The organism is Shewanella carassii (genome assembly GCF_019670705.1).
Taxonomy (GTDB): domain Bacteria; phylum Pseudomonadota; class Gammaproteobacteria; order Enterobacterales; family Shewanellaceae; genus Shewanella; species Shewanella carassii.
Window position 1 is genome coordinate 2,416,425 of the sequence record NZ_AP024618.1, and the last position, 14,720, is coordinate 2,431,144.

The 14,720-nt window shown below is 57.7% G+C and carries 8 protein-coding genes; 5 read left to right on the top strand and 3 right to left on the bottom strand.

The window, feature by feature from the left end:
• Positions 1-21: 21 nt before the first annotated feature.
• The 5 genes from recC to K5621_RS10990 all read left to right on the top strand — a co-directional run bounded on the left by recC (position 22) and on the right by K5621_RS10990 (position 11,034).
• Positions 22-3,633: an exodeoxyribonuclease V subunit gamma gene (recC, locus tag K5621_RS10970; RefSeq protein ID WP_221049248.1), complete on the top strand. Its 3,612-nt coding sequence runs from the start codon at positions 22-24 to the stop codon at positions 3,631-3,633.
• Between the two features lies 1 nt (position 3,634).
• Positions 3,635-7,300, top strand: coding sequence for an exodeoxyribonuclease V subunit beta (gene recB / locus K5621_RS10975; RefSeq protein WP_221049249.1), 3,666 nt, complete (start codon positions 3,635-3,637; stop codon positions 7,298-7,300).
• Positions 7,297-9,282: an exodeoxyribonuclease V subunit alpha gene (recD, locus tag K5621_RS10980; protein ID WP_221049250.1), complete on the top strand. Its 1,986-nt coding sequence runs from the start codon at positions 7,297-7,299 to the stop codon at positions 9,280-9,282. Before recB ends, recD begins: the two co-directional genes overlap by 4 nt.
• A 214-nt stretch (positions 9,283-9,496) precedes the next feature.
• Positions 9,497-10,507 carry a D-alanine--D-alanine ligase gene (locus tag K5621_RS10985; protein ID WP_221049251.1) on the top strand — a complete coding sequence of 337 codons (1,011 nt, stop codon included), beginning with the start codon at positions 9,497-9,499 and terminating at the stop codon, positions 10,505-10,507.
• A 134-nt stretch (positions 10,508-10,641) separates the two neighbouring features.
• Entirely contained in the window at positions 10,642-11,034 is a 393-nt protein-coding gene (locus K5621_RS10990; RefSeq protein ID WP_221049252.1) for a VOC family protein, read from the top strand.
• A 110-nt stretch (positions 11,035-11,144) separates the two neighbouring features.
• Here the strand turns inward: K5621_RS10990 and K5621_RS10995 are convergent, their stop codons facing one another.
• From K5621_RS10995 to napA, 3 genes are read right to left on the bottom strand one after another with little or no spacing between them, the layout of a single operon-like run.
• Entirely contained in the window at positions 11,145-11,732 is a 588-nt protein-coding gene (locus K5621_RS10995; protein ID WP_025009645.1) for a cytochrome c3 family protein, read from the bottom strand.
• Positions 11,733-11,740: 8 nt separating this feature from the next.
• On the bottom strand, positions 11,741-12,217 hold the full coding sequence (locus K5621_RS11000; RefSeq protein WP_221049253.1) for a nitrate reductase cytochrome c-type subunit: 477 nt from the start codon (positions 12,215-12,217) through the stop codon (positions 11,741-11,743).
• 13 nt (positions 12,218-12,230) lie between these two features.
• Positions 12,231-14,720 carry a nitrate reductase catalytic subunit NapA gene (gene napA, locus K5621_RS11005; protein WP_221051176.1) on the bottom strand — a complete coding sequence of 830 codons (2,490 nt, stop codon included), beginning with the start codon at positions 14,718-14,720 and terminating at the stop codon, positions 12,231-12,233.

The window sequence follows — 14,720 nt, forward strand, 5'->3', positions numbered from 1 at the left end:
AGCCAGGTAACCCTGCTGCCTATGTTTACTCTTATCCAGTCCAACAAGATGGAATTGCTGTCGGCCACGCTGGCAGACCGGCTTCGCGATGGCGTGCCCGGCATGTCGCCGCTTAGCTGTGAGCAAATTCTGGTGCAAAGCCCCGGCATGTCCACCTGGCTCCGCCTGGAGCTGGCGCGCCACAATGGCGTGGCGGCGGCGCAAGAGTTTCCGCTGCCGTCCAGCTTTATCTGGCAGCTCTGTTATCTGCTGCTCGATGATGTGCCCAAGGAAAACCCCTTTACCAAGGCGGCGATGACCTGGAAACTGATGGCGCTGTTGCCCTCCCTTCTGGATAGAGACAATTTTGCACCGCTCAGACATTATCTGGGCGACGATGTTGAGCTCAAACTGTTTCAACTCAGCGGCCGTATCGCCGATATTTTCGATCAATATCTGGTATACCGTCCGGAATGGATCCTCGGCTGGGAGCAAAATGAATCCCCGCTGGAGATAGCACCGCAGCACGCCTGGCAACCCGAGCTTTGGCGCGAGTTGGTGCGTTACAACAATCAGGAATTGCAGCAGAGCCATTACCACAGGGCCAATCTGCACCAGGCGCTGATAGAAACGCTGACAGGCAGCAATCATGCCTTGGAAGGCCTGCCGCCCAGATTGTTCGTGTTCGGGATCTCCTCGATGGCGCCGCAAACCCTAGATGTACTCTATGCGCTCGCCAGTCGCATCGAGGTAGTGATGCTGAGCCTCAGCCCCTGTCGTCACTATTGGGGCGATATCATAGAGCCCAGGGCGCGGGCGCGAATGGCGCTGGCTTTTGAGGGCAAGAAACAGTTGCCCGAACTCTGGGAAGACAAGCTGGAAGTGGGCAACCCCATTTTGGCCAATAATGGCCGTCTCGGCCGGGAGCTGCTGGATATGGTGCTGGAGCTGCCACCCGAGCGGCTGGAACTGGAAGAGCTGTTTCACCCCGGCAACACAAATACCCTGCTCGGCGGCATTCAAAATGACATTCTGGAGATGGAAACCTTAGGCGAGCCTCTGGGGCCGGATGTCAGCAAATACCTGAATATCGCCCGGCGCAGGCCCTTGGCCGCCACCGACGACTCCATCACCCTGCGAAGCTGTCACAGCCCGCTGCGGGAGGTGGAAACCTTGCACGATCATCTGCTGCATCGGCTGCGCAGCGATCCGTCGCTTGCCGCCAAGGACATCATGGTGATGCTGCCCGATGTGGCCGCCTACGCCCCCTATATCGATGCGGTGTTTTCCGCCAAGAGCGGCGATCATTTCATCCCCTATGCCATAGCCGATCGCGGCGCGGCCCAGGAATCCCCCTTAATTGCCGGTTTTCTCAACCTGCTGGCGCTGGACAAGAGCCGCTTTGGCCTGACAGACATCATCAGTATTCTCGAAGTACCCGCTGTGCTCGCCCGCTTCGGTATAGCCCAGGAGGAACTGGAGCAGCTCAAGGGCTGGCTCAAGGCCGCCGGTATTCGCTGGGGCCGCGACAGTCACAACCGTGAAGAGCTGGGCTTGCCCGGGTTTGACAAACACTCCTGGGCCTTTGGGATCCGTCGCATGCTGCTGGGCTATGCCCTGGGCGATGATGCCGAGCTGTATCAGGGCGATCTGCCGCTGGCCGGTATTGAAGGCCAGTCGGCGCAGGCGCTCGGCAAGTTGTTGAATTTTATCGAAGCACTCGATGACTTCAGGGAAGAGCTCAAGCAGCAAACCCCACAGGAAGAGCGGGTGGCGCAGCTTAACGCCCTGCTCGATGCCTTTTATCTGGCCCAGGAGGACGATGCCAGAGAAGAGATCAACGACATTCGCCAGGCCATAGACAGATTCGCCGAGGAGCTGCGACTGTCGGGCTTTAGCGGGGTATTGCCGCTGACAGTGGTTTGGCAATGGTTCAACTCAACCTTGAGTGAGTCCAGGGTCGGTCAGCGTTATCTCGCCGGCAGCGTCAACTTCTGTACCCTGATGCCGATGCGCTCCATCCCTTTCCGCCAGGTGTGTTTGCTGGGGATGAACGATGGCGTCTACCCCAGGGTGCAACATCCTGTGGGATTCGACCTCACCGCCCATGAAAAACCAAGACGCGGCGATCGCTCAAGACGCCTGGATGACAGATACCTGTTTCTCGAAGCCTTGCTGTCGGCCCGGGATCAGCTCTATATCAGTTACATAGGCCACAGCGAGCGCGATAACAGTGAGCGTATTCCCTCCATGCTGGTATCGGAATTGCTGGAATACATTCAGCTGTGTTACCGCCCGGACGAGGCGCAATTTACGCCGCCCGCAGTGCTCACAGATGCCGATGAGATTGCCGCCCTTGGCGATCTGGCGGCCGATGCGCTGATGCAGCGCATCATCATTCAGCAGCCACTGCAACCCTTCGATGCCCGGCTCTACAGTGACAGCGAGCTGCCCGGCAGTTTTGCAACCCAGTGGTGCCCCCGGGAGATGTTTGCCGCCCAAAGCCCGGCGCCCTTTATTGAACATGAGCTGGGCGAGGAAACCGGCCTCAAGGAGCCGGAGCTTGAACTCTCGGCGCTGATCCGCTTTTTCCGCAACCCGGCGCAGTATTTCTGCCAACGGGTGCTGCAGCTGGACTTGAGGCTGGATATCGACAGTCAGGACAATGATGAGCCGTTTGAGCTCAACGCCCTGCAACGCTATCAGCTGCAGCTGCTGATGATGCAGGATGCGCTGGAAGACGAGCGCGGAGAGCTGGATGAAACCCTGCTCGACAAGCTCAAGGCCGAAGGTTTGCTGCCGATGGCGCCGTTTGACGATCTGCTGCTGGATCAATACCGCCGCGATATCGCCCCGGCGGTGGAGCGTACCCGTTTTCTTCGCGCCGAATTGCCCAAGCCGGATGCCGTTGAAATAGCGCTCAAGCTCGAGGTCAATGGCCGCAAACTGCTGCTCTGTGGCCGCATCGAAGACTGCTACCCCAAGGGGCTGGTCAACTTAAGGCCGGGTACCACCAAGCCCAAGGATCTGTTGAGCCTCTATATTCGCCATCTGTGCCTCAATGCCAGCGGCATTCACAGGCACAGCTATCTGCTGGATGCCGGTCACTTCCACGCCATGGCGCCGCTCAAGGCCGAGTCCGCCAAGGCCCTGCTGGGTCAGTTGGCCGCCTTGTTTGAGCTGGGGCAGCATAGGCCGCTGCCCTTTATGGCGCAAACCTCCATGGCGTACTTCAGCGCCGAGGTAGAAGATGGATTGCCCATTGACACTGAACATCAGCTGCGGCTTGCTGAGGCCGAAAGCGCCTGGTTGGATGATGCCGGGTTCGGTGACGGCCAGGATCCCCATAACGCCCGCCTGTTCCGCTTTCCGGATGACTTTGGTTTAACCCTTGATAACAGCGCCTATGCTGGCACGGCGACGGATTTTGGGCTCAAAGCTGGCGAACCTAAGTTGAGTGAAGATAAGTTGAGTGAAGATGAGTTTACGCTGAGCAACATGAGTGCGGGGTTGCCAGGCGGTTGGCAACTCAGACTCAAGCAGAGCCTGAGTTTCCCGGCGTTGGCCCAGGGGATTTTGGCGCCGCTTATCAGCCTTTACCACAAAGACAAACTGGCCGCCCTGGCCGATTTTACCCAGATGGGGCAGGAATAATATGCAAGCACTGGAGCCATTGAGTTTACCGCTGAGCGGCCGGCGCCTGATTGAGGCCAGTGCCGGGACCGGCAAGACCTACACTATTTCCGGCCTCTATCTGCGCTTATTGCTGGGTGATTTTGAGCGCCCGGGCCTCGGTTGTGAGCAGATCCTGGTGGTCACCTTTACCAACGCCGCCACCGAAGAACTACGCGACAGAATACGCAAAAGGATCCGCAGCTGTTATCAGCGCTTTATCGGCCTAAGCGTCAAAGACGATTTTATCGAGCAGCTTTATCAGCGCTGCCCGCCAACGCAGCGCGCAACCGCCCTCAAGCAGCTGGATCTGGCGCTCAAGAGCCTGGATGAAGCCGCCATTTTTACCATTCACGGCTTTTGCCAGCGGATCCTCTCGGATATGGCCTTTGAGTCGGCGCTGCTGTTCGAGTCGGAATTTACCCTGGATGACAATGAATATCTGCGCCAGAGTGTGCGCGATTTCTGGCGCCATGTCTGTTATCGGCTGCCGACAGCGCTGGCGACCGCGATAGCCGCCCATTATGCCACTCCGGATGCGCTGGGGCGCGAATTGAGACCGCTGCTCGGCGCCAGTCAAGCGAGCGCCAACCGCGACCCGGGGAAATTCGACCAATATGCAGAGCAGTTGCAGACTCAGCTCGCAAGGCTGCGACTGAGCTGGCCAAGAGAAAGGGACGCCACCGAGGCCCTGCTCCACAGCCTGCCGCTCAACGGCACCAGCTATGGCAAGCAAGCCGATGGCTACCCCAAACTCACGGCCATGCTGGAGCAGATGGACAACTGGGCCAAGTATCATCAGGGACTGCCGACACCCAAGCTGCTGGACAGCCTGGCTCTCGGGTCACTGAAACTGAGAAAAGGCGGCGAAATCCCCACAGCGCAACAGGCGCCGCTGCTGGCGCAGATAGATGCGCTCAGAGACAGTGTAGACTCGCTTATTCCGGCATTCCTCTATCAGGCAAGAGCCCAGATAGCCGAGCGTTTTGCCGAGCTCAAGGCCGAGCGCAACCTGCTGAGCCCGGACGATCTGCTGCTGACCCTGGCCAAGGCCATAGGCGGCCTGACCCAGACGGCGCCGGATAGCGGCCTTGCCATCGGCGAGCAGCTCAAGCAGGAGATAGGCAAACGCTTCCCCGTGGCGCTTATCGACGAATTTCAGGATACGGATCCGCTGCAGTTTGCAATTTTCTCCGGCATCTACCCGGCGCAATTGCCACAGCAGGATGCCGGCGCCGAGCCTGAACCCAAGCCCGAGCCCGAGCCTGAGCCTGAGCCAAGTCGAACTCTGTTGATGATAGGCGATCCCAAGCAGGCGATTTACGCCTTTCGCGGCGCCGATATCTATACCTATATCGAGGCCAGGCGCAATACCGCCGATCACTATAATCTGGACACCAACTACCGCTCGGCCAGCAACATGATTGCAGCGGTCAACCGCCTGTTTGCCAACCACAGCGACCCTTTTATCAGTGACGCCATCCCGTTCGAGCCGGTCAAGGCCAAGGACGCCGGCAGCAAACAGCTGCTCGCGCCCGGCACAGACTCGGCGGCGCTGCAGCTCAGGCTGCTCAAGGAAGATCCGGACAAGGGCCTCAACAAGACTCAGGCCCGTAAACTGCTGGCCGAAGATGCCGCCGCCGAAATCGTGCGCCTGCTCAATGCCGCCAACCGCGGCGAGTGTCGCCTCAGTGGCAATGAGCAGCCGCTGCGCGCCCGGGATATCGCCATTTTGGTGCGCGACAGAAACGAAGCCGCCGTCATGCAACAAGCGCTCAATAGTCGCCAGATCGGCGCCGTGTTCCTCAGCCGCGACTCGGTAATGGTCACGGAGGAAGCGCGGGAAATCGCCCTCATCCTCAAGGCGCTCGCCAGCCCCAGGGATGAACGGGCGATTCGCTCGGCACTGGCCTGCCGCTTGCTGGGCTTCAGCGCCAATAAGATCCATGAATTCAACCAATCTGAGACACTGCGCGCCGAAGTGCTCGATACCTTCATGTCGCTGCATGAACTCTGGAGCCGCCGCGGCATCATGCCGGCGCTGCTCAATCTCGCGGATCACTGGCAGCTGCTGGAACGGCTCGGCCGAGAGGCCAACGCCGAGCGGCGTCTCACCGATTTTCGCCATCTGGCGGAACTGCTGCAGCAAAAATCCACCGAGCTCGAAGGCATGAGCGCCCTGGTCAACTGGTTTGAGCAGGAACTGCTCTCCGGCCAGAGCCGTGAAGAGCAGCAACTGAGGCTCGCCAGCGAACAAAACCTGGTGCAGATAGTCACCATCCACAAGAGTAAGGGGCTGGAATATCCTGTGTGCTTCATCCCCTTTGTCAGCCTGGCCCGCGACGGCAGTCGCCGCCCCTCGCCCATGCTGTACCACAAGGACAATCAATTAGTCTGGGATCTGGACGCCAGTGACGAAGGCTGGGAAGCCTGTAAACGCGAGACGCTGGCCGAAGATCTGCGCCTCTTGTATGTGGCGCTGACCCGGCCCGTATATCGCTGTTATCTGGGGCTGGCCAATCACTGCCGCATGAACAAGACGGGCATCAACAGCTTTTTGAAAGATACCGCCATAGGCTATCTGCTCGGCATTGAAGACAAGGACTGTGACGGCGATAGGTTGCAAAGCGCCGCCGCATCCCTTGCTTGCGAGGCCATCTCCTTGACCGAGATAGGCGATGCAGATCCAAGTCACCTTCAAGGCACTGAAAACCACTCCCAAAGCCCACTTTGTGCCCAGGTGCCGGCGGCGCGTCAAGGCGCGCCCTGGCGGGTCGGCAGCTATTCCGGCCTGGTCAAACATCTGCCCCACGAGCGGGTGTTGCCGGGCGCCGGTGATGAGGAGTTTGAAATCGAGCTGGCCTCTGTCTATGAGCCGCAGGATGTCTTGCAGGCCAACCGCTTCAGCTTCGAGCGCGGCGCCAATGCCGGTTCTTTTATGCACCTGGTACTGGAGAAAATCGACTTTACCCAGGCCGAGGAGGAACTCTTGCTGCATCTGCCCCAGGCGATGCAGCAGTACGGCATCGACAGCGATTGGCAAGATATGCTTTATGACTGGTATCGGGATCTGCTTAACGCCGAAATCGCTCTGCCCCAGGGACAGAGTCTGCGCCTGGGCGACCTGAGCAAGCGCCAAAAGCTGGTGGAGATGGAGTTTTATCTGCCCCTTGGCGGCGATACCCAGCTTATCGATACCGAGCTTAGCCGCTTGCTGGCCAAGCACGGCTATGGCGGTGAGCTGCGCTTCGATGCCTTCAAGGGCATGCTCAAGGGGTTTATCGATCTTACCTTTGAATATCAGGGCCGTTTCTACATTGCCGATTATAAATCCAACCATTTGGGGGACGATTTCAGCGATTACCGCCAGGACAAGATGGCCGCAGCCATCAGCGAGCACAGATACGATCTCCAGTACCTGCTCTACAGCCTGGCGCTGCACAGATACCTGAGCCTCAAACTGCCGGACTATTGTTATCAAAGCCATTTCGGCGGCTGCTGTTATCTGTTTTTACGGGGCATGTCCGCAGCCCATCCCGGCGCCGGGGTGTTTGTGGACAGACCGGATGAAGCGGTGATCCTGGCCCTGGATGCCTTACTCAAGGGCGAGTCGCCCTCGAGCGCCCCTCAGTTGGAGTTGAGTCTATGACAGATAGCCCATCAATACTGCACAGCAGCCAAGCTGTTACTGCGCTGCTCAAGCAATGGGAAGAGCAGCGGCTGCTGACGGCGCTCGACCGCCACTTTGCGCTGCAGATGGCCGCCATTCACCGGGAGCCATCGCCGCTATTTCTGCTGCTGTGCGCCCTGCTGAGCCGCCAGTTATCATCGCAGCACGCCTGCCTGCCACTGGGGAGCATAGCGTTTGATAATCCGCTGGCAGAGCCCCACCCCAGTGTGCGCCTCAATACCGACCCGGCAAGCCTTGAGCTGGCGGTGGCCAATTTTGCCGCCGTCGGCGTCCCCGGTGAAGACAAGCCCTTGATCCTCGACGCTGGCCGCCTCTACCTCAAACGTTATTATGATTTTGAGTGCCGGGTCGCCCGGCGACTCACCGCCATGGCCGCCACTGAATACCCCGCCACCGACGAGGTGCGACGCGCGCTGGATTGCCTGTTTTTGCCGCCCGCCAGCCATACAGGCCAAGCGACTAATGAGGCAGCTCAAACTGATAGTGAAGCTCAAACTGATAATGAAAATTCCGGCAAACGCGATTGGCAAAAAGTCGCCACCGCCACCGCCTATTGTCGCCAGTTGGCGGTGATCACCGGCGGCCCGGGCACAGGCAAGACCACCACAGTCACCAAGCTACTGATGCTCCTGTGTCTCGGCAGTGAAATGAACATACGTCTGGTGGCCCCCACGGGTAAGGCGGCGGCGCGCCTGACCGAATCGATAAAGGCCTCAAAACAGCGCCTGGCAAAAGAGCTTATGCCCTTTGCCGCCGAGCTTGACCTTGGTGCCATAGACAAGATCCCCGAAGAAGCCGCCACTGTGCATCGCCTGCTGGGGGTGATCCCCGGCTCGCACAAATTCCGTCATCACCAAGACAACCCGCTGCATCTGGATCTGCTGATTGTCGATGAAGCCTCCATGGTGGACTTGCCTATGATGGACCGGCTGCTCGATGCCCTGCCCGCCAATGCCAGGTTGATACTGCTCGGGGATCAGGATCAGCTGGCCTCTGTGGAAGCCGGCGCCGTGCTCGCCGATATCTGCGCCGGTCTGCGCCACCAGCAGGACTGGCGCATGCGTTACAGCGCCGAGTTTGCCGCAACACTGACAAGGCTCACCGGCTTTGACCTCAGCGATTGCGTCAATCTCGCCCCCGGTATAGGCAATAATCTTTGTATGCTGCGTCACAGCCACAGATTCCGCGGCGATGCCGGGATAGGCGTGCTGGCCAAGGCGGTCAATCTCAGTGATGGCGCCGCGATAACTGAGGCCTGGAATGGTGGTTATCAAGAGCTTGAGTGGCTGGAAATCGGTAAACAGCAGCAGGGGCTGGCTCAGCTTCTCAGCCAGGCCTGTGAGCACTACCGCGACTATTTGGAAGTGGTGCACAGGCCGGACATCGGCGCCGAGGAGATCATCGCCCGTTACAACCGCTTTCGACTGCTGTGCGCCACCCGTGGCGGCGATTTCGGTGTCGAGGGGATCAATCGGCAACTGACGCAAGTGCTGAAACAGGCCGGATTGATCGCCCCGCAGCAGGAGTTTTATCCGGGCCGACCGCTGATCATCCAAAGCAACGATTACAACCTGGGGCTGTTTAACGGCGATATCGGCGTTATTCTGCCCGACCGAGACAGCAACAGGCTGCTGGCGCACTTTATTCAGGCCGATGGCAGTGTGCTCAAGGTGTTGCCGGCGCGTCTCCCCGGCCACGAGACCTGTTTTGCGATGACAGTGCACAAGTCCCAGGGCAGTGAATTTGATTCTGTGGCCTTGGTGTTGCCGCCGAGCCCGAGTCCGGCGCAGCTGCAACTGCTCACCAAGGAGCTGATCTACACCGCCATTACCCGCGCCAAACAGCATTTTTGCTGCCTGGGCAACAGCTCAGTATTTGACGGCGCCTGTCGTCGCCTCACTCACCGGGCCTCGGGGCTGGCCGATAGGCTATGGCAGTGATTGTGGCAGAGATTATGGCTATGGCAGAAACTATGACTGTGGCTGGGACGATAGCGAGAACAGCAACCGGGCCAGATGCCATACGGCCCGTTTCACTCTGGCGGCAAAATAACCAGATGAGAGCCTGCGTCAGCTGCCGTTATACTCAAGGCCTGTCTAAGCAGGCATAATATCGGCCAAGGTTATTTATCAGGCCGCTCAGTCAGGAGAATTCATGAGCAAAACCCATATCTTGTTACTCTGTGGCGGCGGGGCCGCCGAGCACAGTATCTCTTTGATGTCGGCTGACTATATCGAAAGCTGCCTGGCAAATATTCCCGACATGGAAGTGCTCAGGTTGGAGCTGGACGCCGCCGGCCACTACCACACCAAGCAGGGCCAGATTTGCGAGCTGACCAATCGCCGTGAAGTGCGCTTCGATGAGGCCGAGCCCAGCTGGCCGGTGGACTATGTGATCCCCTGTATTCACGGCTATCCGGGTGAGACCGGCGATATTCAGTCCTATTTCAATCTGATCAACCTGCCCTATTTCGGCTGCGGCTCTGAATCCAGCAGCAACAGCTTCAACAAGGTCACGGCCAAGATGTGGTTCAGTGCGCTCGGGATCCCCAATACCCCTTATCTGTTTCTCAGTGAAGCCGGTGAAGCGGCCAACAGCCGCTGCCGTGAGGCCTTGAATGAATGGGGCTCACTGTTTATCAAGGCGGCATCCCAGGGGTCATCCGTCGGCTGCTACCGGGTGGACAACGGCGATGATATCCCCTCGGTGCTGGAGCAGGCCTTCAGTTACTCCCCCTACGTGGTGGTGGAAAAGACCATCAAAGCCAGGGAGCTGGAAGTGGCCGTATATGAATACCAGGGTGAAGTGATAGCCACAGTGCCGGGTGAAATCATCTGCGCCAACAACACCTTCTACAGCTTCGATGAGAAGTATGATGCCAAGAGCAAGGCTGTGACCAAGGTCGAGGCCGAACTGAGCCAAGCGCAAATCGATACCATACGCGATTATGCCATTCGCGCCTTTAAGGGCATGAAGCTGTCCCACCTGTCGCGTATCGACTTCTTCCTTACCGATGAAGGCGAGATACTGCTCAATGAGATCAATACCTTCCCGGGCATGACCCCCATCTCCATGTTCCCCAAGATGCTCAGCAACAATGGCCATGATGTCAGCGAGTGGCTGGTGAGTAACATAAGACGCCAGCTGAGCGGACCGCTCAAGTAAAGCACCCGTCCTGAGCCAAGCACCAACCGGACTGAAGCACCAACCGGACCGAAGCAAACGTACACCCGCCACTCGCGCGGGTGTTTTTTATCCTGCTAAGCTGACAATAGGTGTAACGGCATGCAGGAGAGCTTATGTTCAGTGCGATAGATATAGATCATCTGGTGTTGATCTGCAGCAGTCTGGAAACCAGCGAAGCATTCTACACCCAAGTGCTGGGGGCTCGTTTCGAGCGGCGGCTAGACTCCCCTTGCCTGCTGCAACTGAGATTCGGCAGCGCCCTTATCGATCTGGTGCCAAGAAGCGATCAACCCTTAGGCCTCAATATGGCGCATTTCTGCCTCAATATTGCCGCCAAGGATGAAGCCTCAGTACTGCAACACCTGGAGCAACACGGCGTGCACCATGAAGGCTTTTCGGAAAAATATGGCGCCCGGGGTTACAGCCGCTCTATCTATATTTACGATCCGGACGGCAATCAAGTGGAGCTTAAACTCCTGAGTCGGCAACAGCAGAGCTGCCAATAACGCGTTGCTTAATCATGGGTTTTGACTGGAATTTAACAGATAAAAAAGCGCGCCGGGAAAGTTCGGCGCGCTTTTTCATGAAGCTATAGGCTATGCCCAAAGCTTTGGGCTCAGAAGCCTTCCACTCCCTGCATATCCGGCAGGTGGTGGGCTATCCCCTTGTGGCAATCGATACAGGTCTTCTCACCGCTTGCCAGCGAGGTGGAGTGCATATTGGCCGCCCGCTGTGACTGACGAGTGAAGTCCATATACTGGAAGTTATGGCAGTTTCGACACTCCAGCGAGTCGTTGGCCTTGAGTCTGGCCCACTCATGCTCAGCCAGTTCGCGCCGCTTGGACTCAAACTTCTCCCGGGTATTGATGGTGCCAAACACCTTGCCCCACACCTCCTTGGAAGCCTGCATCTTACGGGCTATCTTGTCGGTCCAATTATGGGGAACATGACAGTCCGGACAGGTCGCCCGCACCCCGCTGCGGTTCGTGAAATGTATGGTGGTCTTCAGCTCCTGATAGACGTTGTTCTCCATCTCGTGGCAACCGATACAAAAGGCCTCCTGGTTGGTGGCTTCCAGGGCAGTGTTGAAACCACCCCAGAAGATGATCCCGGCGACAAAGCCACCCAGGGTCAGAAAACCCAGACTGAAGTGAACACTGGGCCGGTTCAGCACCCGCCATATCTGTTTCAGTTTCTCAAACATAGCGACTCCTAATGGCTGGATGGGTTCTCAGCCCCGGACTTGAGCAAGTGATTCATATCGACAAAGTCATTCTCCACCATCAATCTGGCGTCCAGTTGCGGCACATGGCACTGGGTACAGAAATATCGTCTGGGTGACAGCTCGGCCAGGAAGTTGTTGTCTCTGTCCATATAGTGAGTCACGCTCACCATAGGCGCCTGCGATTCACCGGTGCGGCTGCGGGCATGACAGGACATGCACTTGTTGACCTTAAGATCCAGCTGGTAGCCGTCTATCTTGTGCGGTATAACCGGCGGCTGCATCGGGTAGTTACGGGTCTGTTTGATATCTGTATTTCTCACCTTCTGCATCACAGGTGGCGTCGGCTGGCTATTGAGCGGCGCCTGACGCAAAGTCGCCACCTTATCCTCGGGAATGCCGGCGGCATTGACGGACAGCGCAGTCAGCAGTGCAGCAAAGGCCAACAGGGTATGATTCGATTTCATCTTCTTATCCTCCTCAGGCCTTCATCACTTTCACGGCACACTTCTTGAAATCGGTCTGCTTGGACAGCGGATCCGTGGCATCCAGAGTCACCTTGTTGATCAACTGACTGGCATCGAACCAGGGGACAAACACCAAGCCCACCGGCGGCTTGTTGCGGCCGCGGGTTTCCACCCGGGTCAGTATCTCGCCGCGACGGGACACCACCTTGACCTCATCCCCTCGGCGCAGGCCGCGTTTCTTGGCATCATCCGGATGCATAAAGCACACGGCATCCGGGAAGGCGCGATAGAGTTCGGGGACTCTCTGGGTCATGGAGCCTGAGTGCCAATGTTCCAGCACCCGCCCGGTGGAGAGCCAAAGATCATATTCGGCATCCGGGGATTCTGCCGCCGGCTCGTATGGCAGCGCGAAGATAACCGCCTTGCCGTCTTTTTTACCGTAAAACTCAAAGCCCTTGCCGGGTTTAACGTAGGGATCCGAGCCCTCACGGTAGCGCCAGAGGGTTTCTTTGCCGTCAACCACAGGCCAACGTAAACCATGGGCCTGGTGGTACATTTCAAAGGGAGCCAAGTCATGACCATGACCACGGCCAAAGGTGGCGTATTCCTCAAAAAGCCCCTTTTGCACATAGAAACCAAAGTAATTGGCCTCGTCGTTCAGATACTTGTTATCGCTTTCACTGAGAGGGAACTTGTCAACATTGCCGTTCTGATACAGCACTTCATACAAGGTCTTGCCCTTGTATTCGGGATTGGCCGCCAATACAGCCTTGGACCAGACTTCGTCTGTGGTAAAGCGCTTGGAGAACTCCAGCAACTGCCAGAGATCCGAGCGCGACTGTCCGGGCGCTGTCACCAACTGGTGCCAGAACTGGGTGCGGCGCTCGGCGTTACCATAGGCGCCCTCTTTCTCCACCCACATGGCGGTGGGTAGAATGAGGTCCGCGGCCTGGGTGGTAACCGTTGGGTAAGCATCGGACACCACTATAAAGTTTTCCGGGTTACGGTATCCGGGCAAACCCTCTTCGTTGATGTTGGGGCCGGCCTGCATATTGTTGTTCACCTGCACCCAGTAGCAGTTGAGATCGCCATCTTTCAGGCGCCGGTTCTGCTCTACCGCGTGGTAGCCTGGCTTGGGCGGAATGATCCCGGAAGGGATTTTCCAGATGGTCTCGGCAATCTTGCGGTGCTCTGGATTATTCACCACCAGATCCGCCGGCAAGCGATGGGAGAAGGTGCCCACTTCCCGTGCAGTACCGCAGGCTGAAGGTTGACCTGTGAGTGAAAACGGACTGTTGCCCGGGGTGGCTATTTTGCCGGTCAGCAAATGGATATTGTAGATAAGGTTATTACACCAAACCCCGCGGGTATGTTGGTTAAAGCCCATGGTCCAGAAGGAGGTCACCTTCACCTCGGGATCGGCGTAGAGTTTCGCCAGCTCCAGCAATTTATGCTCGGGTACGCCCGAGAGCTTACTGACCTTCTCCAGGCTGTAATCGGCGACAAAGGCCTTGAACTGATCGAAGTCCATCGGGGTGGATTCACCGGCGGTGGCCACGTTCTTGGCTTTTTGCTGCAATGGATGTGAGGGCCGCAGGCCATAGCCGATATCGGTTGTGCCTCTGCGGAAGTTCACATGTTTGTTGACGAAGTCCCAATTAACCTTGTCATTGCTGATGATGTAGTTGGCGACATAGTTGAGTATGGCCAGATCGGTTTGCGGCGTGAAGACAATCGGCAAGTCGGCCAAATCAAAGCTTCTGTGCTCGAAAGTGGACATCACAGAGACTTTTACATGGGGTGCGCTAAGGCGTCTGTCTGTGACCCGGCTCCAGAGGATTGGGTGCATCTCGGCCATGTTGGAGCCCCAAAGCACAAAGGCGTCGGCAGCTTCAATATCGTTGTAGCAACCCATGGGCTCGTCCATGCCAAAGGTACGCATAAAACCGCCCACGGCCGAGGCCATACAGTGACGGGCGTTGGGATCGATATTATTGGAGCCGAAACCCGCCTTCATCAGCTTGGAAGCGGCATAACCTTCCCAAACCGTCCACTGACCTGAACCAAACATTCCCACCGCCGTCGGCCCTTTGGTCTTGATGGTGTGCTTCCACTTCTCGGCCATGATGTCAAAGGCCTGCTCCCAACTGATAGGGGTAAATTCACCATGCTTGTCATATTTGCCGTCTGTCATTCGCAGCATGGGAGTCTGCAGTCTGTCATGGCCATACATGATCTTCGACAGGAAGTAGCCTTTAATGCAGTTGAGGCCGCGGTTGACCTCGCTGTTGGCATCGCCGTGGGTCGCCACAACCCGGCCCTCGCGGGTGGCCACCATCACAGAGCAACCTGTGCCGCAAAAGCGACATGGCGCCTTGTTCCAATCGAGCTGGGTGTGTTCTGAACTGGTGATCAAGTTGCTGGCACCGGCCGGTAAGGCCAATCCTGCGACCCCGGCTGCCGCCATGGCGGCATTGGCCTTCATGAATTCGCGTCTGTTCAT